This is a genomic window from Tsukamurella tyrosinosolvens (assembly GCF_900104775.1).
Taxonomy (GTDB): domain Bacteria; phylum Actinomycetota; class Actinomycetes; order Mycobacteriales; family Mycobacteriaceae; genus Tsukamurella; species Tsukamurella tyrosinosolvens.
On sequence record NZ_FNSA01000003.1, the window covers coordinates 4,211,391 to 4,231,223 of the forward strand.

Sequence of the window (19,833 nt, forward strand, 5' to 3'; positions counted from 1 at the left end):
CGAAACCCGCCGTCTCCGGGCGCGCGACGAAGTATTCGCGGCGTCACGCAGAATTCGGTCGGTTTCGGAATCGGGTGTCAGCCCTCGATGGCCTTGCGGGCCTCGGCCTCCAACTCGGCGCGGAAGCGGGGCGGCGCGGGGAGCACCCCGCGGTCGACGAGCTTGTCGACGGTGCTGACCACCTGGTTGAGGTACGCGGCCCGCTCGGCGGCCACGCTCGACGACGCATGACGGTACAGCTTGAGGCCGCGGTCGAGGTCGCGCACGTCCTCGTCGGCGAGACCGGCGGATCCGGTGCTGCGCGCGTGCCGGTCGGCGGCGTACCAGCTGGTCCGCAGGTCGGTGACGGCGTCGACGTACTCCGCGGCCGCCTCGTCGCCGGGGTACTCGTCGGTGCGCAGGGCACCGGCGTGCTCCAGCGCGTCGTGGAAGGCGATCACCTTCGGCGAGCTGAAGTCCCACATCGCCGGGAATCGCAGCAGCATCTCGGGATCGAGTTCGTAGGCGGCGTACTCGCCGAGCACCGTGTCGTGCCGGCCGGCGGCCCGGTCCCACAGCGCGCGTCCCGACGGTGGGGCCGGCTGCGCGCGCGGGCGCTCCGCGCGCGGACGCTCGGGGGCGGGCTTCACGTCGACGAAGCCCAGCGGATCGTCCCGTCGCACCGCGGACGGGTCGCCGGGCCCCGCGAGCAGCACGACCATGCCGACGATCAGCGCGCCGGCCAGGAACAGCAGCCCGATGGGACCGACGAACCGGGTGCCGATCAGGGCGACCGCCGCGACGCCGAACGCGCCCGCGAGGACCGTGTTACGCATCGGAATCACCCACGCCCCACAGCGTAGTCGTCAGGCCGCGAGCGCCTGCTCCCCCACCGGACGGGGCACGACGGCACCGTCGGGCGACGGGGGGCGGGCGATCCGCGCGTAGGCGACGACCATGGTGCCGGCGGTGCCGAGGAGAGCGACGGCGGCGAGGTAGCCGCTCTGCGCCATGGGCACGCTGAGGTAGCGGATCGCCAGCAGGATCGCGGCGAATGCGAGGGCCCCGCCCACGACGGTCGCGATGCGACGGGGGTGCCAGCCGTCCTCGGGGCGGACCAGCGCCGCCTCGAGGGTCAGCGCGAAGACGAGGCCGGCGATGAGGTCGACGCCGTAGTGCGCGCCGAGGCCCAGCGTCGCGGAGATCGTGCACACCCACCAGAAGACGCCGAACAGCTTGAGCAGCCGCGGGCCGCGCAGCGAATGCAGCAAGATCGCCGTCGCCCAGGCGGTGTGCAGGCTGGGCATGCAGTTGCGGGGCGCCGCCTGGCTGAAGTACGCGGAGACGGGCTCGAGCGACGTGGGCACGACGTGCGGCCACACGTTCATCCACCCGGCACCCACGACCTCGTTGCCGAAGGCGTACGCCGGCCCCACGACGGGGAACAGGAAGTAGACGATGGGGCCGATCGCGCCGATCAGGATGAACGACTTGACGATGTGGTGCCGCGGGAAGCCCTCGGTGGAGCTGCGGCGCAGCTGGAAGAACGCCACGACGGCCGCGCCCACCGGCAGGTACGTGTACACCTTGGTGATCAGCCACAGGTACCAGCCGTGCTCGTGCACGAACCGGCCCATCACCCACGACGGGCTGCCGAGCGCGCGGTCCGCGACCTCCACGAAGTGGTCGGCGACGTACGGCAGCGCCTCCATCGTGAGCCCCAGCCACACGGCCGAGCAGGCGTTGGCGACGATGAGGATCCCGGCGACGCCGGCGGCCTTGTACGCGGCGACCCGCTCGCGGCCGGTGAGCCGCAGGCCCGCGTAGGCGGCGAGGGCGACGAGCGCCCACATGACGCCGTTGCCGAAGTGCAGGGGTGAGCCGGCGGCGAGCCGCTCGGCGTTGAACAGGATCTCGGTGCCGACGACGACGCCGGTGAACGGCAGCCGCAGCCGGGCGGGCATGCACATCAGGGCGAGCGCGAGGGCCGCGATCTTGACCTCGCCGGTGACGGGGCGGCCGACGAAGTCCTTCGCCAGGCCCTCGATCGGCCCGGCCAGGCCGTAGGCCGTCGCAGCCGCCTGGATCGCGGCGACGAAGACGACGACGGCCAGGACCGCCCACATCCACGGGCTGTTCCGGAACCCGCTGCGGGTGTGCTCACCGCGCGGACCTCGCGGGAGCGCGAAGTCTGCACGCACCAACATGAGATGACAGCATAGTTAACAGGCGGGTAACACTGTGAATCCGCTGCGCGTTTCGTGACGCGAATCGCGTGGTGTCACCGCGTCCCGGGGACGACGAAGGGCGCGCACCCCGCCGAAGCGGAGTGCGCGCCCTCGCGCGAATCCTCCCGAGTCAGGCTCGGGCTTCACTCACCAGCTGCTCTTGTGCACACCGGGGAGCTCGCCGGCGTGCGCCATCTCGCGCAGGCACACACGGCAGAGGCCGAACTTGCGGAACACCGAGTGCGGCCGGCCGCACTTGTTGCAACGGGTGTACGCGCGAACGGCGAACTTCGGCTTCTTGTTGGCCTTGTTGACCAGCGCCTTCTTTGCCATGGCTCAGTTCTCCTTGAAGGGGAAGCCGAGGTGCTTGAGCAGCGCGCGGCCTTCCTCATTGTTGGTGGCAGTGGTGACGACGGTGATGTCCATACCGCGCGGGCGGTCGATGGAGTCCACGTCGATCTCGTGGAACATCGACTGCTCGTTCAGGCCGAACGTGTAGTTGCCGTTGCCATCGAACTGGTTGCCGTTCAGGCCGCGGAAGTCGCGGATACGGGGCAGCGCGATCGAGGTGAGGCGATCGAGGAACTCCCACATGCGGTCGCCACGGAGGGTGACGCGCGCGCCGATCGGCATGCCCTCGCGCAGCTTGAACTGCGCGATGGACTTGCGGGCCTTGCGGATCTCCGGCTTCTGGCCGGTGATCAGCTCGAGGTCCTTGACGGCGCCGTTGATGAGCTTGGCGTCACGGGCGGCGTCGCCGACGCCCATGTTCACGACCACCTTGACGACGCCCGGGATCTGCATCACGTTGGCGTAGTCGAACTCGCTGTTCAGCGCGTCCTTGATCTCGGCGCGGTAGCGCGCCTTGAGGCGCGGCTGGGTCTTCTCAGAGGTGGTCATCTCAGATGTCCTTCCCGTTCTTGCGGGAGATCCGCACGCGCTTGCCGGTCTCCTCGTCGGTCCGGTAGCCCACGCGGGTGGGGTTGCCGTCCGAGTCGACGACCATCACGTTGGAGACGTGGATCGGGGCCTCGCGGACCTCGATCCCGCCCTGCGCGGTGGCGGACGTGCTGGTGTGCTTCTTGATCCGGTTGACGCCCTCGACGAGGACCTTGTCAGCCTTCGGGAAGGACTCGACGACCTTGCCCTTCGCGCCCTTGTCCGGGCCCGAGATCACGATGACGGTGTCGCCCTTGTGCACCTTCATGTCAGAGCACCTCCGGAGCCAGCGAAACGATCTTCATGAACTTCTTGTCGCGCAGCTCGCGGCCGACCGGGCCGAAGATGCGGGTACCACGAGGGTCGTTGTCGTTCTTGATGATGACAGCGGCGTTCTCGTCGAACTTGATGTACGAACCGTCCGGACGGCGGCGCTCCTTGGCGGTCCGCACGATGACGGCCTTGACGACCTCACCGCGCTTGACGTTGCCGCCGGGGATGGCGTCCTTGACGGTGGCGACGATGATGTCGCCGATGCCGGCGTAGCGGCGCGAGCTGCCACCGAGCACGCGGATGCAGAGGATTTCCTTAGCACCCGTGTTGTCGGCGACCCGCACCCGCGATTCCTGCTGAATCACTGTTGCAGTCTCCTCAGACCTGGATTTTCATGCGCGCCGGATTACCGACCCGGACACGCGCGGTCCGTCACATGCGGCACAGGGCCGCAGGCAACCCGTCCATGATAGGGGAAGTCGCAGGTAGATGTCGAATCGTGCCCGGTCGGGGTCGTCGGCACACCGTGTTCCAGCCCACGGTTCCGTGCGACGACTCGACAGGAAGCACGGAGCTTCTCCGCCTCGCGGGGAGCGGTCACGCCGTCGGGGCGATGAACTCGTGCCGCAGCTCACTCACGCGGGCGATGTGCTCGAAGTCGTGGTCGGCGGCGAGCACGGTCGCGTCGTTGACGATGGCGTACGCGGCGATCAGGATGTCCGCGGGGCCCGCGGCGCGGACGAGCCCGGACGACCACAGGGCGGCCTGCATATCGAGGACGAGATCCTCGTCCGGGGCGCGCTCGAGGGGAAAGCCCATCGTGATCCGGTCCCGATAGAGCTCGTGCTCGTCGGGCGTTCTCGCGCTGTGGCAGAACTCGAGCACCTGGGGCGGGCAGGTCACGAACAAGTCCGCGGGCGCGCGCTCGATCTGCCGCAACCGGGTGGCAATCCCGGCATCGCCGGTCGCGAGCCGCGCCCAGACCGAGTTGTCGACGAGGTAGTCCGTCACGGCGTCGCGGTCGGATCGACGACGGGCGCGCCGAGACCGTCGGGGAGTCCGGCGAGCTCGGCGATCCCGTCGATCATCGCGCCCTTCTGCTTCGACGCGATGAGCCGGCGCAGCGCGAGATCGATCACGGAGCGGTTCGAGCGCTCCCCGGTGAGTTCACGCGCCCGCTCGATCAGTCGGGGGTCGAGGTCGACGCTGGTGACGGCCATGGAAACCCACCTTTCGATCGCTATATATCCGAGTATATAGACGACGCGATCTGCGCGCGCCGCTCGGACGATCGGATTCGCCGGACCGGGACCTACGCGGTGCGTTCGCGATGCCGTAACTTCATTTTCGTGCAGCTCTCCGATCTGCCCGTGGGCGGTGTCGCGCGACTGCGGGGGACCTCCGCCGCCTCGCTGGCGTCCGCCGCCGAGCGCCGCGGCCCGCAGGACCCGGTGGTGGTCTTCCCCGGCCTCACGCAGCCGCTGCCCTCCTCCCCCGGTGCGATCATCGACGACGTGCTGACCCGCGAGGTCGCGGTCGCCTTCGAGGTCTACCCCGCCTGGCTGCCCGACCCGGCGCTCGCCCCCGGATCCGATGGTGTGCTCGACCGTTCCGGCGCCCGCGCGCTCGCACACCGCCGTGACGGCGGCGCCGGGATCGCCACGGCCCTGGGCGCGCTCGCCACCGCGGCGCTGCGTCCCGAATCGTCCCGCGGCTTCGCCGAGCTGCCCGCCGCCGACCGGCGCGGCGCCCTCGAGTACGCCCTCACCCGCAGCTACCACGCCCCGTCGGTGGCGCTCGCGATCGACGTCGACCGGCCGGTCGCGCCGCACCTCGGCGAGGCCCTCTCGGCGGCGGCGCAGTGGCTCGCGCGGGGCGAGAGCACCGTCTGGCTGTTCGGGCCGGGCGCGGCGCCCCTGGACCGGTTCCCCGTCGTCGACGGTCCGCCGGTCGTCACGGAGCCGCGCCGCGGGCCGTCGGAGTTCACCGTCGGGCTCGAGCCCCTGCCCGTGTACCCGCCCGTCGCGGGCCGCCCGCATCCGGCGAGCGCCGCGGAGCAGTGCCTCGAACGGGGGCTGCTCGGCCAGGCGTGGGCCGCCGCGCGGCACTGGAACTACGCGATCGACCTGGGGCCGCAGGCCCGGCCCGTCCGCGTCGACCTGCTGTTCCCGCAGCCCCGCCTCGTCGTGGAGGTCGACGGCCCGGATCACCGCGCGCACGACACCTACGAGGCCGACCGCCGTCGCGACGCCGACCTCATGCTGGCGGGCTTCCGGGTGCTGCGACTGACCAACGCGCGGATCCTGGACGACCTCGCGGAATCCATGGCGATCATCCGTACATTGGTGACTGCAACGGGGTCGGGCCACGGGAGGGGTGCGGGATGAGCGAGTCGATCGCGGGGCTCACCGGCACGGAATCCACTGTGCTGCTGGTGCTCGCGTCCGCCGTCGAGCCGGTGCGCAACCCCGATCTCAAGCTGCTCGGCCCCGCGCTGGAGGCGCCGTCGCGCCGCAAGCTGGTCGAGCGGGGCCTGCTCGACGTCGAGGTCGGCGAGCGCCGCACGCTGCTGCTGTCCCTCACCGACCGCGGCTGGGCGGCCGCGGCGGCGCTGCTCGAGTCCCCGCCCCCGCCCCGCGCGACGCCGCAGTTGCGCGCGCTGTTCACCTTCGCCGCGGGGATCGGCCGGTACCTGCGCCGCGAGTCGCTCGCGCTGGGCGAGGTGGTCACGCCCGCCGACCCGCCTGCGCCCGCGCCCGCCCAGGCGGTGCGGTCCGCGCCCGCCCCCGCGCCCGACGGTCCGCCCGCCGACCGGGTGCGCGCGGCCTACCGCGCCGTCGCCGCCCTGGGCGCGTGGGTGGCGCTGCGGGACCTGCGCGCGGCGCTGCCCGGCGTGCCCCGCGCCACCGTCGACGAGGGCCTGCGCGCCCTGTATCCCGAGCCCGGCGTGCACATCGTCGCCGAGGACAACCTCAAAGCCCTCACCCCGGACGATCACGCCGCCGCGCTGCAGCTGGGCGGCCGTCCCCTGCACGCGATACGGATCACCCGATGACGCTCTCCGATCAGCAGCGCGCGGCGCTGCGTTCCGTCCGCCTGAGCTGGGCGCCCACGTACGAGGAGGTGTGGGACGCCGCGGCGGAGGACACGCACGTCGACGGCCTGCACACCGACGTCTGGGAGGACCTCGAGGACGCCCTCGGCGACGCCGTCGCGTCGACCGGCGCCTCCCCCACCGGCCTCGTGATCACCGGCAACGCCGGCACCGGGAAGACCCACCTGCTCACCCGGTTCCGCTCCGAGGTGCAGGCCGCGGGCCACTACTTCGTGCTGCTGGAACTGCTGGACGCCTCCGACTTCTGGCGCGCCGCGCTGACCTCGCTGCGCAGCTCCCTGCTGCGCCCCGCCCGCGACCACGAGACGCAGCTGGCGCAGCTGCTGTGGCTCCTCTCCGACGAGGCCGGGCTCTCCCGCGCGCACCGCCGCGAGTTCTCCGGCGACGCCGTGCCCACGCCCGAGGGGCTCGACGCGCTCGTCGCCGCCATGAGCAAGCGCCGCCCCCAGGTGCGGCAGTACCACGGCGTGCTGCGCGCACTGGTGCTGCTGGCCTCCCCCGACACCCGCCTCGCCGACCTCGGCTCCGCCTTCCTCGACGACATCGAGGTCGAGGAGACCGCCGCCGAGCGGCTGCACTGGGGCCTGCCCGCGCACGGCTTCCCCGCGGTGGAGACGGTGCGCGCCGTCTCGGCGTTCATGGCGGAGACCGCCGCGACGGTCTTCGCCGTCGACCAGATCGACACGCTGCTCGCGCAGTCCGCGGCCACGCTCACCGCGCCCGACGCCGCGGAGAGCGAGGTCATCGAGCAGGTCGGCCACGGGCTGATGTCCCTGCGGCAGGGCCTGTACCGCACCGTGACCGTCGCCTGCATGCTGCCGACGGCGTGGGAGACGCTGTCGAGCCGCGCGACCGCGTCGGTCGCCGCCCGGTTCCGGGTCGTGGGCCCGCTCAAGTCGCTGCCCGACGGTGCCATCGCCCGCGCGATCGTCGAGCGGCGGCTCACCGCGGCGTACCGGTCGAAGGACTTCGTGCCGCCGCACCCCACCTGGCCTGTCGCGCCGGAGGCGTTCGCGTCCGCGGTGCATCACACCCCGCGCGACCTGCTCACCAAGGTCGACGCGCACATCCGGGCGTGCGTCACCACCCGCACCGACTTCGAGCTCGCGAGTTTCGACGACGGGCCGGCGCGCTCGGCCCCGTCGGTCCCGGTGCCGGAACCGGCGCCGGTGGAGCCCGCCGCGGCCCCCGCGGATCCGCCCGTCGACCTGCTGGCCCGGATCGACGAGCAGTTCGACGCGCTGCGGATCCGGGCCCGCGTCGGCGACGTGGCGACCGACCAGGCCGTCGCGGACAAGCGGATGGGCGGCCTCATCGAGGCGGGCCTGCGAGCGTGGACCCGGGAGGACGGCGGCGACGGCTTCCAGATCGAGCGCGGCAACAAGCAGCTCGACGGCCGGCTGCGGCGTCGGCTGCCGGGCCGCGTCGAGGACGAGCAGCACTGGGCCTTCCGCGCGATCCCCGCGGCCAACGCCGTCGCCACCACCAACCGGGTGCAGAGCGCGGCGACGGCCGCGGGCGTCGCGGCCGGGATGGACCGGCGCAAGCTCTTCCTGCTGCGATCCACACCCTGGCCCACCAGCCCGAAGGCGTCGTCGGTGATCGCGGACGCGGTCGAGCGCGGCGCCGAGCTGCTCCCCCTCGACGAGGCGGATCTCGCGACCCTCGACGCGCTGGGCCGGATCATCGCCACCAGCCCCGACGGCCTCGACGAGTGGCTGACGGCGCGACGGCCCGCGCACGGGCTGCGGATGTTCGCGGGCCTGGAGCACGAGCCTGCGGCCGAGCGGCCCGCCTCGCGCCGCGCCCGCGGCATGATCCCCGGCGACGCGGTGGGCCGCGTCGGCGGGCTGTCGAGCTCCGTCGCCGACGTCATGTTCGGCGGACCGCCCGCCCCGCGCCCCGCGCCGGCCCCCGAGCCGGCCGCCCGGCCGGCGGCGGCACCGTCGGACCCCGCCGGGATCGCGGTGGGCCTCGGACCGGACCACGGGCCCGTCGCCCTCGACCCCGCGGAGCTGCGCAAGCACACCGCGATCTTCGCCGGCTCCGGCTCGGGGAAGACGGTGCTGATCCGGCGGCTCATCGAGGAGTGCGCGCTGCGCGGGGTCTCGGCGATCGTGCTGGACCCGAACAACGACCTGTCGCGCCTCGGCGCGGCGTGGCCCGAGGCGCCGTCGGGCTGGTGGGAGGGCGACGCGGAGCGGGCGCGCACCTACCTCGCGGACACCGACGTCGTGGTGTGGACGCCGAACCGGGCGTCCGCGAGGCCGCTGGTGCTGCAACCGATCCCGGACTTCGCGGCGCTGCGGGCGGGCATGGACGGCGATGATCTCGACGCGCAGGAGGCCCGCGAGGGCTTCGCGATGGCGGTGGAGGCGTGCGCGAGCGCGCTGGAGCAGCACGTCGGTGTGGGCGGCGCCCGCCGCGAGCAGCAGCGCGCGATCCTCCGCGAGGCGCTCGACGCCTACGGCCGCGAGATCGGCCGGGCCGACATCCGGGCGTTCGCCGCGTTCCTCGGCGAGTGGGACTCGACGCGCAGCACGCTCGGCAGCGCCGACAAGCTGGCGCCCGAGCTCGCCGCGAACCTGCAGGCGGCGCTCATCAACAATCCGCTGCTCGGCGGACGCGGCGAGGCCGTCGACCCCGCGACGCTCCTCACCCCCGCGGACGGCAAGCGCGCGCGGGTGTCGGTGATCAGCCTCATCGGCCTGCCCGACGAGACGCAGCGGCAGACCTTCGTCGCGCAGCTGCAGCTGGCCCTGTTCTCGTGGATCAAGCGCCACCCCGCGGGCGACCGGCCGCTCGGCTGGTTGCTCGTGATGGACGAGGCGCAGCAGATCGCGCCCTCGGGGGCGGTGAAGCCGTCGACGGAGTCGACGCTGCTGCTCGCGTCGCAGGCCCGCAAGTACGGGCTGGGCCTGGTGTTCGCGACGCAGGCGCCGAAGGGCCTGCACGACAAGATCGTCGGCAACAGCGCGACGCACTTCTACGGCAAGCTCAACGCGCCCGTGCAGATCCAGGCCGCGAAGGACCTGGCCGCCGCCCGCGGCGGCCGGCTCGACGGCATCGGCGGTCTGGGCGCGGGCGACTTCTACCTCGGCGCGGGTGCTACGACGGTGCGCCTGCACTCACCGATGTGCCTGAGCCATCACGCCGCCAGCCCGCCCACCGAGGACGAGGTGCTGGCGATCGCCCGCGGCTGACGGACGCGCCGACCGTCGCGTGTGCGTCCAGGCGGACAGCCCGACCATCGCCCAGAGGTCCGGCGACGGCTCGGTGCCCAGCTCGCGCCGCGTCAACTGCGCGTACCGCTGCACCGCGGCCCGCGCGAGGCAGAGGTCGCCGGCGTCGAGATGCGCCCGCGCGAGTGCGCGGTGCCCGTCCTCGCGGAGCGGGTCGCGCCGCACCGCGTCGGTCGCCGCTGCGACGGCCCCGCGACCGTCGTTCGATCCGTTCATCGCGCACCTCCGATTCCCTCGAGGTCCATTGGACCCCGGTGCGGGGCGCAGCGAACGAGTAGCCGACTACCCGAATCTCCGGGTGGCCGGCGTCGCGGTGTGCGTCAGCCCGCGGGCCGGGTGGCGCGGCGGCGGGGCTGCTGGGCGCGGCCCTGGCCCTGCGGACGCCCCTGGCCCGACGAGGCCTGGCGCGCGCCGGAGCGCTGCTGGCCGCCCTGGCCCTGGCGACGCTGCTGGCCGCCCTGACCGGACGGACCGCCCTGGCCGCGGCCGGCACCGTCGGAACGCTGTCCCGTGCCCTTGCCGCGCCCGGCGCGACCGCGGCCCGGGGCGTGCCCGCCGCCGGCGCGGCGCTGCTGCTGCTGCGGCGGCGCGACGGGCTCGGGCTTGACGTACGGCGCGACCTCGCCGACGAGGTCGACGACGACCGGCGACGTGGCGGTCACCGCGACGGGCCGCGCGGAGATGGCGGCCTTCTTGAGCAGCGTCTGCGTGTCCTTGCGCTGGTCGCTCGTCATCACGGTGACGACGGTGCCCTCGCTGCCGGCGCGGGCCGTGCGGCCGCTGCGGTGCAGGTAGGCCTTGTGCTCGGCGGGCGGGTCGACGTGCACGACGAGCTCGACGTCGTCGACGTGGACGCCGCGGGCGGCGATGTCGGTGGCGACGAGGACGCGGGCGGTGCCGGCGCTGAACGCCTCCAGGTTCCGGTCGCGCTGCGGCTGGCTGAGGTTGCCGTGGAGGTCGCGCGCGGGGATGCCCTGCTCGGTGAGCTGCTTGGCCAGCTTCTTGGCCTGGTGCTTGGTGCGCGTGAACAGGATCCGGCGCCCGGTGCCCGACGCGAGGGCGCGCACCAGCGCGGACTTGTCGTCCTTGCCGCTCACCTCGAAGACGTGGTGGGTCATGGCGACGACCGGCGAGTTCTCGGGATCGACCGAGTGCGAGACCGGGTCGGTGAGGAACTTGCGGACCAGCTTGTCGACGCCGTTGTCCAGCGTGGCGGAGAACAGCATGCGCTGCCCGCCGGCCGGGGTGGCGGCGAGGATCCGGGTGACGACGGGAAGGAAGCCGAGGTCGGCCATGTGGTCGGCCTCGTCGAGCACGGTGACCTCGACGCGGGAGAGGTCGACGATGCGCTGGCGCATGAGGTCCTCGAGGCGGCCGGGGCAGGCGACGACGATGTCGACGCCGTTGCTCAGCGCCTGCTCCTGGCGGGTCTGCTTGACGCCGCCGAAGATCGTGGTCACGCGCAGGCCGGCCGCGCGGGCCAGCGGCTCGACGGTGGCGGTGATCTGGGTGGCCAGCTCGCGGGTCGGGGCGAGGACGAGGCCGGACGGCTTGCCCGCGGGGGCGCGGTGCCCGGCGATGCGTGCGACCAGCGGGATCGCGAACGCGAGGGTCTTGCCCGAGCCCGTCTTGCCGCGGCCGAGCACGTCGCGGCCGGCGAGGGTGTCGGGGAGGGTGTCGGCCTGAATGGGGAACGGCGTGCTGCGGTCCATGTCGTTCAGGGCGGCGATGAGGTTCGAGGGGACGCCGAGATCGGCGAAGGAACGGGTGGACACAGGGGTGCTCACGGTGGAGGAATACCTAACGGTGGTGGGTGGCGAAGGCGGCGGTGGCCGCATCCGTTCGCCGCAAGAAAAGAACCGGGAGGTGGGCTCGAGCCGATTCGGCGAGTCAGGGCCCGGGTGCCCTACGACGGCGCGGGACGTGACCGTCCCGCATGTTCCACAGCATAGCAAACCTGTTCGTACCGGCGCGCATACTCGATGGTGGAAGTGCCGACGGTCACATGCTGTGCGTTCGCACCCTCATGAAACACGGAGGCTCTTCATGAGCGACAATGCAGGCATACGGCGTGCACGTCGACGCGCGCCAAGGGGAGGCAAGAACATGACCGCACGCACGACGATCCACCCGTTCCGCCGCCGCGCCGGCGCGGCCCTGGCCGTCGGGGCCTCGCTCCTGGCGCTGGCGGGGTGCGGCTCGGTCGCGGGGACGGGCTCGGCGGACCCGCAGGACGTGGCCGCCTACCAGAGCACCATCGCGTCCTCGCGGGCCGCGGCGGCCGCCGCGGCGGGCAAGTCGGCCTGCGCCTCCTGGCAGTCGGGGTACGACACCCGGATCGTCGCCAGCCGCGCGACCGTCAACTTCACCAAGGACCCGAAGTGGACCTGGGACGGCATCACCGGCCTGCTCAACGCGGAGTTCGCCGCCATCACCACGGAGGCGGGCAGGCTCCCCGGCATCATCGCCACGGAGAACCTCGCGCCGACGATCAAGACGGCGATCACCGACTACAAGACCAAGCTCGACGCCTACGCCGACGGCCTGCGCGCCGACCAGGCCGCGCGCGGTTCGGGCGACAACACCTGGGTCAAGAGCAATCCGGCGTTCTCGGCGCTGGGCGACTCCGCGTCCGCGGTCCGGCGCGTCTGCGCCTGATCCTGGATGTCGTGTTCTAGATCACGAACATTTCCGTACGCCGATAGGACTCCACGGGTTATCGTCTTGATGTTCAATATTTGACATCGAGAGGTAATCATCGTGACCATTCGTACGTGGGCCGCCCGCACGGCCTCCGCGGGCCTGCTGGCCGCCACCCTCGCCACTCCCCTCGCCGGCGTCGCCGCCGCCGCCCCGAATCCGGCGCCGGGTGCGCCGACCGCCCCCGGCGCACCGTCGACCTCGGCCGCGCGCGCCGCGTACGACCAGTGGACCGCGAACCGCGCGCCGCGACAGGCCGCGAGCCGTGCCGCGGCCCTGGCGACGAAGGACCCCAAGTGGACCTGGGCCGGCATCGCCCCGAAGCTCGACGCCGAGCAGAACGCGCTGCGCGTCGAGCTGGGCACGCTACCGGGGACCATCGCCCGCGCCGCGTCGAACCCGAAGCTGACGGCCGCGCTCCGCGCCTACCAGTCGCGCCTCGGTGAGTACTCGCGCGCCCTCGCCACCGACCGCGCGGCCCGAGGTACGGGAACGGCCACGTGGCAGCTGTCCAACCCCGCCGGCAAGCGCCTCACCGACGCGTGCAACGCGGTGGTCGCCGTCGGCAGGACTCTCTAGCACGCGCCGACCTCGTCGTCGGGCACCGTCGGGCATCGTCGGGCACGTCGTCCGGCACCGGCCCGGGGCAACGCGAAGGCCCCCGTCCTCTCCTCGCGGAGTGGACGGGGGCCTTCGTCGTCTGTCGGGCGGGAGGGCCTTACTTGGCCTTCTCCAGCACCTCCACCAGGCGCCAGTGCTTGCTGGCGCTCAGCGGACGGGTCTCCATGATCCGGACGCGGTCGCCGACACCGGCGACGCCGTCCTCGTCATGCGCCTTCACCTTGGAGGTGGTGCGGATGATCTTGCCGTACAGGGAGTGCTTCACGCGGTCCTCGAGCTCGACGACGATGGTCTTCTCCATCTTGTCGGACACGACGTACCCGATACGGACCTTGCGGCTGTTGCGCTGCTCGGTGGTCACATTGCTTCCGTTCTCGCTCATGCGGCGTCACCCTCCGGACCCGAGGCCAGGCCGAGCTCCCGCTCGCGCAGGATCGTGTAGATCCGGGCGATGTCGGTACGCACGGTGCGCAGGCGACGGTTGTTGCTCATCTGTCCGGTGGCCATCTGGAAGCGCAGGTTGAACAGCTCCTCCTTGGCCTCGCGCAGCTTCTCCACCAGCTCGTCCGCGGTGAGACCGCGGAGATCAGCGGCGACGGTGTTCGACATCAGAACTGCTCCTCTCGGGTCACGATGCGGGTCTTGCAGGGGAGCTTGTGCTGCGCGCGGCGCAGGGCCTCGCGAGCGATCTGCTCGTTGGGGTAGGTCATCTCGAACATCACGCGACCGGGCTTGACGTTCGCCACCCACCACTCGGGCGAACCCTTACCGGAACCCATGCGGGTCTCGGCGGGCTTCTTGGTAAGCGGGCGGTCCGGGAAGATGTTGATCCAGACCTTGCCGCCACGCTTGATGTGGCGGTTGATGGCGATACGAGCGGACTCGATCTGGCGGTTGGTGATGTAGGCGGGCTCGAGAGCCTGGATGCCGTAGTCACCGAAGGTCACAGCGGTGCCACCCTTGGCAGCGCCGGAGCGCTTGGGGTGGTGCTGCTTGCGGTGCTTGACGCGACGGGGGATCAACATGGCGTCAGCCCTCCTGGTTCGTTGCGGCAGGCGCCGCCGCCACCGGAGTCTCCTCCGTTGCGGCCCGGCCGGCCTCGGTGCTGGTGGCGGTCGTGCCCGACGCGCCGCTGCGACGCGGGCGCTGGGGGCGCTCACGACGCGGGCCGCGACGGTCGTCGTTCGACGGTGCCGCCAGCTCGCGCCGGCCGCCCACGACGTCGCCCTTGTAGATCCACACCTTGACGCCGATCCGCCCGAAGGTGGTCTTCGCCTCGTGCAGGCCGTAGTCGATGTCGGCGCGCAGCGTGTGCAGGGGCACGCGGCCCTCGCGGTAGAACTCGCTGCGGCTCATCTCCGCGCCGCCCAGGCGACCCGAGCACTGGACCCGGATGCCCTTGACGTTCGGCTGACGCATCGCCGACTGGATCGCCTTGCGCATCGCGCGGCGGAACGCCACGCGGTTGCTCAGCTGCTCCGCGATGCCCTGCGCGACGAGCTGGGCGTCGGCCTCGGAGTTCTTCACCTCGAGGATGTTCAGCTGCACCTGCTTCTTGGTGAGCTTCTCCAGCTCCGAGCGGATGCGATCGGCCTCGGCGCCGCGGCGGCCGATGACGATGCCCGGACGCGCGGTGTGGATGTCCACCCGCACGCGGTCCCGAGTGCGCTCGATCTCGATCTTGCTGATGCCGGCACGCTCGAGGCTGTCGGTCAGACGCTTACGGATCTGGACGTCTTCCTTGACGTACTCCGAGTACTGCTTATCGGCGTACCAGCGGGACTTCCAGTCCGTGGTGATGCCGAGGCGGAAGCCGTGGGGATTGATCTTCTGACCCATGCTTACGCTCCCTTCCGGTTCCGGCTGGCGGCGGGCTTCTTCGACTCGACCGACTCGACCACCACGGTGATGTGGCTGGTGCGCTTGCGGATCCGGTACGCGCGGCCCTGGGCCCGCGGCTGGATGCGCTTCATGGTCGGGCCCTCGTTGGCGTACGCCTCCGAGACGACCAGGGTGCGCGGGTCGAGGCCCAGGTTGTTCTGCGCGTTGGCGATGGCCGACGCGAGGACCTTGGCGACGGGCTCGCTCGCGGCCTGCGGCGCGAACCGCAGGATGGCGAGCGCCTGCTCGGCGTCCTTGCCGCGGACCAGGTCGATCACGCGACGGGCCTTCATGGGCGTGACGCGCACGAAACGTGCGGTCGCCGACGCCGAGGTCTGTGCTGCTGTGTCGTTGCTCATTAGCGGCGCTTCGCCTTCCGGTCGTCCTTGATGTGGCCCTTGAACGTCCGCGTCGGGGCGAACTCGCCCAGCTTGTGCCCGACCATGTTCTCCGAGACGAACACCGGCACGTGCTTGCGACCGTCGTGGACGGCGAAGGTGTGACCGATGAAGTCGGGGATGATGGTGGAGCGACGCGACCAGGTCTTGATGACCTGCTTGGTGCCCTTCTCGTTCTGGACGTCGACCTTCGCGAGGAGGTGGTCGTCGACGAACGGGCCCTTCTTGAGGCTGCGTGGCATTCTCTAACTCCCTCCTAGCGCTTGTTCTTACCGGACTTGCGGCGACGCACGATCAGCTTGTCGCTCGCCTTGTTCTTGCGGGTGCGGCCCTCGGGCTTGCCCCACGGGCTCACCGGGTGGCGACCACCGGAGGTCTTACCCTCACCACCGCCGTGCGGGTGGTCGACCGGGTTCATGACGACACCACGGACGGTCGGGCGCTTGCCCTTCCACCGCATACGGCCGGCCTTGCCCCAGTTGATGTTGCTCTGCTCGGCGTTGCCCACCTCGCCGACGGTGGCGCGGCAGCGCACGTCGACGCGACGGATCTCACCGGAGGGCATACGCAGGGTCGCGTACGCGCCCTCCTTGCCCAGCAGCTGGATGCTGGCACCGGCCGAGCGGGCCATCTTGGCACCGCCACCGGGACGCAGCTCGACGGCGTGGATCACGGTGCCGGCGGGGATGTTGCGCAGCGGCAGGGCGTTGCCCGGCTTGATGTCGGCGTTGGGGCCCGACTCGACCACGTCGCCCTGCTTCAGGTCCTTGGGGGCGAGGATGTAGCGCTTCTCGCCGTCCAGGTAGTGCAGCAGTGCGATCCGCGAGGTGCGGTTGGGGTCGTACTCGATGTGCGCGACCTTGGCGTTGATGCCGTCCTTGTCATGGCGACGGAAGTCGATGACGCGGTACGCACGCTTGTGACCGCCACCCTTGTGCCGGGTGGTGATGCGACCGTGCGCGTTGCGGCCACCACGGCCGTGCAGCGGGCGGATCAGCGACTTCTCCGGGGTCGAACGCGTGATCTCGTCGAAGGTCGAGCCCGACGAGCCGCGACGACCCGGAGTGGTCGGCTTGTACTTGCGGATAGCCATTTAGCTCGCGCCTCCGAAGATGTCGATGGGCTTGCTATCGGCGCTCAGGGTCACGATCGCGCGCTTGGTGCTCTTGCGCTGACCGTAACCGGCACGGGTGCGCTTGCGCTTGCCCTGGCGGTTCAAGGTGTTGACGCTGTCGACCTTGACGCCGAAGACCTTCTCCACGGCGATCTTGATCTGCGTCTTATTCGCGTCCGGGTGCACCACGAAGGTGTACGTGTTCTCCTCGATGAGGCCGTAGGCCTTCTCGGAGATCACCGGCGCGAGCAGGATGTCCCGCGGGTCGGCGGGGATGGTTGCGGTAGCCATCAGGCGTTCGCCTCCTCGGTCTTCGTGGCGCTCGCGATGAACGAACCCAGAGCCTCACGGCTGAACACCAGGTCATCGGCGTCCAGGACGTCGTAGGTGTTGAGCTGGTCGGCGTAGATCCACTTCGCGTTCGGCAGGTTCTGGACGCTGCGCTGCGCGGTCAGGTCCTCGCGGCCGACGACCACGAGGAACTTCTTGCGCTCCGACAGCGCGGCCAGGAACAGGCGGGCGGTCTTGGTCGACGCCTCCTGGCCGGCCACCAACTCGGTGACGACGTGGATACGGTCCTCGCGAACCCGGTCGGTGAGGGCACCGCGCAGGGCGGCGGCCTTCATCTTCTTCGGGGTGCGCTGGCTGTAGTCGCGCGGCTGCGGCCCGTGGACGGTGCCACCGCCGGCGAACTGCGGCGCGCGAGTCGAGCCCTGGCGAGCCCGGCCGGTGCCCTTCTGGCGGTACGGCTTGCGGCCACCGCCGCGGACCTCGCCGCGGGTCTTGGTGGCGTGGGTGCCGGCGCGCGCAGCGGCGAGCTGTGCGACGACCACCTGGTGCATCAGCGCGATGTTGGGCTCCACGTCGAAGATCTCGGCGGGGAGGTCGACGGTGCCGTCGACCTTGCCGTCGGCGGTCTTGACATCGAGAGTCAGCTTGCTCATGCGCGAGCACCACCCTTCACAGCGGTACGGACCATCACGAGGCCGCCCTTGCGACCGGGGATGGCGCCCTTGATCAGGAGGACGCCGGCGTCGGCGTCGACCTTGAACACGGACAGGTTCTGCGTGGTCACCTTGTCGGAGCCCATGCGGCCGGCCATGCGGACGCCCTTGAAGACGCGGCCCGGGGTGGCGCAGCCACCGATGGAACCGGGGGCACGGTGCACGGCCTGCGCGCCGTGGCTGGCGCCGAGACCGGCGAAGCCGTGGCGCTTCATGACGCCGGCGTAGCCCTTGCCCTTGCTGATGCCGGTGACGTCGACGAAATTGCCCGCCTCGAACACGTCGGCGCCCAGCTCCTGGCCCACCTCGTAGTCGGCGGCGGCATCGGCGTCGGCGAGCCGCAGCTCGGCGATGTGGCGACGCGGGGTGACACCGGCCTTGGAGAACTGGCCCGAGACGGGCTTGTTCACCTTGCGGGGGTCGATCGCGCCGAAGGCGAGCTGGACGGCGTCGTAGCCGTCGGCGGCCTGGGTACGGATCTGGGTGACCACGTTCGGCCCGGCCTTGACGACGGTGACCGGGACGACCCGGTTGTTCTCGTCGAAGACCTGGGTCATGCCGAGCTTGGTGCCCAGGATTCCCTTGATCTTGTTCTCAGTCATATCGTTTCTCCGCAGCCGCTTACTGGATGTTCACGTCGACGCTGGCCGGCAGGTCGATGCGCATCAGCGCGTCGACCGTCTTCGGCGTCGGGTCCAGGATGTCGATCAGCCGCTTGTGCGTACGCATCTCGAAGTGCTCGCGCGAGTCCTTGTACTTGTGCGGCGAGCGGATGACGCAGTACACGTTCTTCTCCGTCGGCAGCGGCACGGGACCGACGACACGGGCGCCGGTGCGAGTCACGGTCTCGACGATCTTCCGAGCAGACGCGTCGATCGCCTCATGGTCATAGGCCTTGAGCCTGATGCGGATCTTCTGTCCCGCCACGCTGTGTCCTCTTCCGTCAAGTGTTCAAACGTATTGCCAGACACACGGACAGCTGAATCATCTACGGGACGGATCCCGTCGCGGGACGCATCCCGCCTGAAGTCGATCGACGCTGTTCATGTGTCAAATTGCTCCGGTCCACGCGGTCGGGCGTGTCGCGCTGGCGCTCATGCTCCGCCGTGTGTTCCGGTGGCTCCCTCGAGGGGTGCCGGGGCGATACCAGCCGATTGGACGACCCCCACAGGAGACCGCGCCGCCCGACAAGGCAACCCGACCAGTATGCACTGCTCGGGCCGCATCTTCAAATCGAACCGGTCGATCCCGCCGCTGCGATTCGCGTCACACCCGCCGGTGCGGCGCCCTCTGGAAGAATATCGGCATGACCGAACGGAGCATCGCGCCGCGGCCGGGCGCGTTGCTCCTGGCCGTGCTGCTGTGCGCCGGTGCCCTTCTCGGCGCCGGCTGCGCCGTCGAACCCGCCGGCGGGTCCGCCGCGCTCTCGTCCGCGGCGGCGTCGAAGTCGCGGGCCGTGCCGCGCCCCGTGGCCGCGGTGCGCGACGACGCGGTGCGCTACCGCTACGCCGCGCCGAACGCCGACCCCCGCCAGAACTACGGCAACCTCTACCTCCCCCGCGGCGTCCACGCCCCGCGCAGCCTGCCCGTGGTGGTGCTCATCCACGGCGGCGGGTGGAAGAACCGCTCGAGCGCGGGATACATGGCCGAGGTCGCGCGGGCGCTGCAGGCGGAGGGCCTCGCGGTGTGGAACGTCGAGTACCGGCGGGTCGGCTCGGGCGGCGGCTGGCCGACGACCTTCACGGACGTGGGCCACGCGGTCGACTTCGTGCCGACGCTGGCGGAGTCCGCGCCCGCCCTGGACCCGTCGAACGTGATCCTGGTCGGACACAGCGCCGGCGGCCAGCTCGCCGCGTGGGCGGCCACGCGCCGCACGCTGCCCCCGGGGTCGCCCGGGGTGACCTGGCCGGCGGGCGGCAGCCCGACGGTGACCCCGCGCGCCTTCGTCTCGATGGCCGGAGTGCTGGACATGCGCACCTCGTCGCGCCTCAACGACCACGTGCGCAAGGCCCTCGGCGGCATGCCCGACCAGGTGCCGGACCGGTACGCGCTGGCGAACCCGATCCAGCGGATCGACCCGCTCATGCCGTCCGTCGCGATCCACGGCTCCGAGGACTCGATCGTGCCCGCCGGGGAGTCGGCCGATTTCGTGGCCGCGGCGCGGGCGCTGGGCGCACCGTCGCTGCTGGTCGAGCTCGACGGGGCGAGCCACGGCGCGCCCGTCAACGTGCGCTCGCCGTACTGGCCGACGATCCGCGGGACCATCGTGAAGCTGGCGCGCGAGGGCTTCGACGCCCTCGCGGCGAGCCCGCCGCGCTGACCCGCACCGTCGAACTTAC

The 19,833-nt window shown here is 71.5% G+C and carries 27 protein-coding genes; 6 read left to right on the forward strand and 21 right to left on the reverse strand.

Annotation, left to right across the window (positions count from 1 at the left end; all coding sequences use genetic code 11):
* Nucleotides 1–77 precede the first annotated feature (77 nt).
* From BLW32_RS22865 to BLW32_RS22900, 8 genes are all read right to left on the reverse strand, one after another.
* Nucleotides 78–815, reverse strand: a complete 738-nt coding sequence (locus BLW32_RS22865; RefSeq protein WP_231857368.1) for a hypothetical protein — start codon at nucleotides 813–815, stop codon at nucleotides 78–80.
* Between the two features lie 30 nt (nucleotides 816–845).
* The gene (locus tag BLW32_RS22870) at nucleotides 846–2,186 is read right to left on the reverse strand and encodes a phosphatase PAP2 family protein (RefSeq protein ID WP_068741544.1); all 1,341 of its coding nucleotides are present in this window, start codon (nucleotides 2,184–2,186) and stop codon (nucleotides 846–848) included.
* 168 nt (nucleotides 2,187–2,354) lie between these two features.
* Nucleotides 2,355–2,540: a type Z 30S ribosomal protein S14 gene (locus BLW32_RS22875; RefSeq protein ID WP_068522657.1), complete on the reverse strand. Its 186-nt coding sequence runs from the start codon at nucleotides 2,538–2,540 to the stop codon at nucleotides 2,355–2,357.
* A 3-nt stretch (nucleotides 2,541–2,543) separates the two neighbouring features.
* Nucleotides 2,544–3,107, reverse strand: coding sequence for a 50S ribosomal protein L5 (gene rplE / locus BLW32_RS22880; protein WP_013128002.1), 564 nt, complete (start codon nucleotides 3,105–3,107; stop codon nucleotides 2,544–2,546).
* A gap of 1 nt (nucleotide 3,108) precedes the next feature.
* Nucleotides 3,109–3,414, reverse strand: coding sequence for a 50S ribosomal protein L24 (rplX, locus tag BLW32_RS22885; RefSeq protein WP_068522658.1), 306 nt, complete (start codon nucleotides 3,412–3,414; stop codon nucleotides 3,109–3,111).
* Nucleotide 3,415: 1 nt separating this feature from the next.
* Nucleotides 3,416–3,784: a 50S ribosomal protein L14 gene (gene rplN / locus BLW32_RS22890; RefSeq protein WP_013128004.1), complete on the reverse strand. Its 369-nt coding sequence runs from the start codon at nucleotides 3,782–3,784 to the stop codon at nucleotides 3,416–3,418.
* A 232-nt stretch (nucleotides 3,785–4,016) separates the two neighbouring features.
* Complete coding sequence (locus BLW32_RS22895) at nucleotides 4,017–4,430, reverse strand: PIN domain-containing protein (protein WP_068741543.1); 414 nt, start codon at nucleotides 4,428–4,430, stop codon at nucleotides 4,017–4,019.
* Entirely contained in the window at nucleotides 4,427–4,639 is a 213-nt protein-coding gene (locus BLW32_RS22900; protein ID WP_068522660.1) for a type II toxin-antitoxin system VapB family antitoxin, read from the reverse strand. The genes BLW32_RS22895 and BLW32_RS22900 overlap by 4 nt, the downstream gene beginning before the upstream one ends.
* A gap of 129 nt (nucleotides 4,640–4,768) precedes the next feature.
* Here BLW32_RS22900 and BLW32_RS22905 point away from each other — a divergent pair, with 129 nt between their 5' ends.
* From BLW32_RS22905 to BLW32_RS22915, 3 genes are read left to right on the forward strand one after another with little or no spacing between them, the layout of a single operon-like run.
* A complete protein-coding gene (locus BLW32_RS22905) occupies nucleotides 4,769–5,806 on the forward strand; it encodes an endonuclease domain-containing protein (protein ID WP_068741542.1) in 1,038 nt (345 codons plus the stop codon).
* Nucleotides 5,803–6,474, forward strand: coding sequence for a hypothetical protein (locus BLW32_RS22910; protein ID WP_068741541.1), 672 nt, complete (start codon nucleotides 5,803–5,805; stop codon nucleotides 6,472–6,474). Before BLW32_RS22905 ends, BLW32_RS22910 begins: the two co-directional genes overlap by 4 nt.
* Nucleotides 6,471–9,737: a helicase HerA domain-containing protein gene (locus BLW32_RS22915; RefSeq protein WP_068741540.1), complete on the forward strand. Its 3,267-nt coding sequence runs from the start codon at nucleotides 6,471–6,473 to the stop codon at nucleotides 9,735–9,737. The genes BLW32_RS22910 and BLW32_RS22915 overlap by 4 nt, the downstream gene beginning before the upstream one ends.
* Here BLW32_RS22915 and BLW32_RS22920 read toward each other — a convergent pair.
* Entirely contained in the window at nucleotides 9,663–9,992 is a 330-nt protein-coding gene (locus tag BLW32_RS22920; RefSeq protein ID WP_074850799.1) for a BTAD domain-containing putative transcriptional regulator, read from the reverse strand. The genes BLW32_RS22915 and BLW32_RS22920 overlap by 75 nt on opposite strands.
* 104 nt (nucleotides 9,993–10,096) lie before the next feature.
* Entirely contained in the window at nucleotides 10,097–11,488 is a 1,392-nt protein-coding gene (locus BLW32_RS22925; protein WP_170181086.1) for a DEAD/DEAH box helicase, read from the reverse strand.
* 394 nt (nucleotides 11,489–11,882) lie between these two features.
* Between BLW32_RS22925 and BLW32_RS22930 the strand changes: the two genes are divergently transcribed.
* Together BLW32_RS22930 and BLW32_RS22935 are read left to right on the forward strand one after the other, a co-directional pair.
* Nucleotides 11,883–12,434 carry a hypothetical protein gene (locus BLW32_RS22930; protein WP_068741538.1) on the forward strand — a complete coding sequence of 184 codons (552 nt, stop codon included), beginning with the start codon at nucleotides 11,883–11,885 and terminating at the stop codon, nucleotides 12,432–12,434.
* A 102-nt stretch (nucleotides 12,435–12,536) separates the two neighbouring features.
* Nucleotides 12,537–13,055, forward strand: a complete 519-nt coding sequence (locus BLW32_RS22935) for a hypothetical protein (RefSeq protein ID WP_068741537.1) — start codon at nucleotides 12,537–12,539, stop codon at nucleotides 13,053–13,055.
* Between the two features lie 139 nt (nucleotides 13,056–13,194).
* On the opposite strand, the gene rpsQ is transcribed toward BLW32_RS22935, so the two are convergent.
* Genes rpsQ through rpsJ form a run of 11 tightly spaced genes read right to left on the reverse strand, consistent with a single transcriptional unit; the run spans nucleotide 13,195 to nucleotide 18,421 of the window.
* Complete coding sequence (gene rpsQ / locus BLW32_RS22940) at nucleotides 13,195–13,479, reverse strand: 30S ribosomal protein S17 (protein ID WP_068522667.1); 285 nt, start codon at nucleotides 13,477–13,479, stop codon at nucleotides 13,195–13,197.
* The gene (gene rpmC, locus BLW32_RS22945; protein ID WP_013128010.1) at nucleotides 13,476–13,706 is read right to left on the reverse strand and encodes a 50S ribosomal protein L29; all 231 of its coding nucleotides are present in this window, start codon (nucleotides 13,704–13,706) and stop codon (nucleotides 13,476–13,478) included. The genes rpsQ and rpmC overlap by 4 nt, the downstream gene beginning before the upstream one ends.
* The gene (rplP, locus tag BLW32_RS22950) at nucleotides 13,706–14,122 is read right to left on the reverse strand and encodes a 50S ribosomal protein L16 (protein WP_019202331.1); all 417 of its coding nucleotides are present in this window, start codon (nucleotides 14,120–14,122) and stop codon (nucleotides 13,706–13,708) included. The genes rpmC and rplP overlap by 1 nt, the downstream gene beginning before the upstream one ends.
* Before the next feature lie 4 nt (nucleotides 14,123–14,126).
* Entirely contained in the window at nucleotides 14,127–14,936 is an 810-nt protein-coding gene (gene rpsC / locus BLW32_RS22955; protein ID WP_068522668.1) for a 30S ribosomal protein S3, read from the reverse strand.
* 2 nt (nucleotides 14,937–14,938) lie between these two features.
* Nucleotides 14,939–15,337 (reverse strand): 50S ribosomal protein L22, encoded by a 399-nt coding sequence (gene rplV / locus BLW32_RS22960; RefSeq protein ID WP_068522669.1) that lies wholly within the window; start codon nucleotides 15,335–15,337, stop codon nucleotides 14,939–14,941.
* On the reverse strand, nucleotides 15,337–15,618 hold the full coding sequence (gene rpsS / locus BLW32_RS22965; RefSeq protein ID WP_068522670.1) for a 30S ribosomal protein S19: 282 nt from the start codon (nucleotides 15,616–15,618) through the stop codon (nucleotides 15,337–15,339). Before rpsS ends, rplV begins: the two co-directional genes overlap by 1 nt.
* 14 nt (nucleotides 15,619–15,632) lie before the next feature.
* Nucleotides 15,633–16,469, reverse strand: coding sequence for a 50S ribosomal protein L2 (rplB, locus tag BLW32_RS22970; protein ID WP_068522671.1), 837 nt, complete (start codon nucleotides 16,467–16,469; stop codon nucleotides 15,633–15,635).
* Nucleotides 16,470–16,781, reverse strand: a complete 312-nt coding sequence (rplW, locus tag BLW32_RS22975) for a 50S ribosomal protein L23 (RefSeq protein ID WP_068522672.1) — start codon at nucleotides 16,779–16,781, stop codon at nucleotides 16,470–16,472.
* A complete protein-coding gene (gene rplD, locus BLW32_RS22980) occupies nucleotides 16,781–17,434 on the reverse strand; it encodes a 50S ribosomal protein L4 (protein WP_068522673.1) in 654 nt (217 codons plus the stop codon). The genes rplW and rplD overlap by 1 nt, the downstream gene beginning before the upstream one ends.
* Nucleotides 17,431–18,096 (reverse strand): 50S ribosomal protein L3, encoded by a 666-nt coding sequence (gene rplC / locus BLW32_RS22985; protein ID WP_068522674.1) that lies wholly within the window; start codon nucleotides 18,094–18,096, stop codon nucleotides 17,431–17,433. Before rplC ends, rplD begins: the two co-directional genes overlap by 4 nt.
* A 19-nt stretch (nucleotides 18,097–18,115) precedes the next feature.
* Nucleotides 18,116–18,421 carry a 30S ribosomal protein S10 gene (gene rpsJ / locus BLW32_RS22990; protein WP_003938093.1) on the reverse strand — a complete coding sequence of 102 codons (306 nt, stop codon included), beginning with the start codon at nucleotides 18,419–18,421 and terminating at the stop codon, nucleotides 18,116–18,118.
* A 379-nt stretch (nucleotides 18,422–18,800) separates the two neighbouring features.
* On the opposite strand from rpsJ, the gene BLW32_RS22995 reads away from it, so the two are divergent.
* Nucleotides 18,801–19,814 carry an alpha/beta hydrolase family protein gene (locus BLW32_RS22995; protein WP_068741536.1) on the forward strand — a complete coding sequence of 338 codons (1,014 nt, stop codon included), beginning with the start codon at nucleotides 18,801–18,803 and terminating at the stop codon, nucleotides 19,812–19,814.
* Nucleotides 19,815–19,833: the final 19 nt, after the last annotated feature.

What these genes read in the sequence shown, in the direction of transcription:
- BLW32_RS22915 (WP_068741540.1), top strand. Translation starts at nt 6,471, where the DNA reads ATGACGCTCTCCGATCAGCAGCGCGCGGCGCTGCGTTCCGTCCGCCTG.
- rplD (WP_068522673.1), bottom strand. Translation starts at nt 17,434, where the DNA reads ATGAGCAAGCTGACTCTCGATGTCAAGACCGCCGACGGCAAGGTCGAC.
- rpsS (WP_068522670.1), bottom strand. Translation starts at nt 15,618, where the DNA reads ATGCCACGCAGCCTCAAGAAGGGCCCGTTCGTCGACGACCACCTCCTC.
- BLW32_RS22920 (WP_074850799.1), bottom strand. Translation starts at nt 9,992, where the DNA reads ATGAACGGATCGAACGACGGTCGCGGGGCCGTCGCAGCGGCGACCGAC.
- rplP (WP_019202331.1), bottom strand. Translation starts at nt 14,122, where the DNA reads ATGTTGATCCCCCGTCGCGTCAAGCACCGCAAGCAGCACCACCCCAAG.
- rplE (WP_013128002.1), bottom strand. Translation starts at nt 3,107, where the DNA reads ATGACCACCTCTGAGAAGACCCAGCCGCGCCTCAAGGCGCGCTACCGC.
- rplB (WP_068522671.1), bottom strand. Translation starts at nt 16,469, where the DNA reads ATGGCTATCCGCAAGTACAAGCCGACCACTCCGGGTCGTCGCGGCTCG.
- BLW32_RS22870 (WP_068741544.1), bottom strand. Translation starts at nt 2,186, where the DNA reads ATGTTGGTGCGTGCAGACTTCGCGCTCCCGCGAGGTCCGCGCGGTGAG.
- BLW32_RS22995 (WP_068741536.1), top strand. Translation starts at nt 18,801, where the DNA reads ATGACCGAACGGAGCATCGCGCCGCGGCCGGGCGCGTTGCTCCTGGCC.
- BLW32_RS22925 (WP_170181086.1), bottom strand. Translation starts at nt 11,488, where the DNA reads ATGGACCGCAGCACGCCGTTCCCCATTCAGGCCGACACCCTCCCCGAC.
- rpmC (WP_013128010.1), bottom strand. Translation starts at nt 13,706, where the DNA reads ATGTCGAACACCGTCGCCGCTGATCTCCGCGGTCTCACCGCGGACGAG.
- BLW32_RS22910 (WP_068741541.1), top strand. Translation starts at nt 5,803, where the DNA reads ATGAGCGAGTCGATCGCGGGGCTCACCGGCACGGAATCCACTGTGCTG.
- rplV (WP_068522669.1), bottom strand. Translation starts at nt 15,337, where the DNA reads ATGAGCAACGACACAGCAGCACAGACCTCGGCGTCGGCGACCGCACGT.
- rpsC (WP_068522668.1), bottom strand. Translation starts at nt 14,936, where the DNA reads ATGGGTCAGAAGATCAATCCCCACGGCTTCCGCCTCGGCATCACCACG.
- BLW32_RS22865 (WP_231857368.1), bottom strand. Translation starts at nt 815, where the DNA reads ATGCGTAACACGGTCCTCGCGGGCGCGTTCGGCGTCGCGGCGGTCGCC.
- BLW32_RS22930 (WP_068741538.1), top strand. Translation starts at nt 11,883, where the DNA reads ATGACCGCACGCACGACGATCCACCCGTTCCGCCGCCGCGCCGGCGCG.
- rplW (WP_068522672.1), bottom strand. Translation starts at nt 16,781, where the DNA reads ATGGCTACCGCAACCATCCCCGCCGACCCGCGGGACATCCTGCTCGCG.
- rplC (WP_068522674.1), bottom strand. Translation starts at nt 18,096, where the DNA reads ATGACTGAGAACAAGATCAAGGGAATCCTGGGCACCAAGCTCGGCATG.
- rpsQ (WP_068522667.1), bottom strand. Translation starts at nt 13,479, where the DNA reads ATGAGCGAGAACGGAAGCAATGTGACCACCGAGCAGCGCAACAGCCGC.
- BLW32_RS22875 (WP_068522657.1), bottom strand. Translation starts at nt 2,540, where the DNA reads ATGGCAAAGAAGGCGCTGGTCAACAAGGCCAACAAGAAGCCGAAGTTC.
- BLW32_RS22900 (WP_068522660.1), bottom strand. Translation starts at nt 4,639, where the DNA reads ATGGCCGTCACCAGCGTCGACCTCGACCCCCGACTGATCGAGCGGGCG.
- rplX (WP_068522658.1), bottom strand. Translation starts at nt 3,414, where the DNA reads ATGAAGGTGCACAAGGGCGACACCGTCATCGTGATCTCGGGCCCGGAC.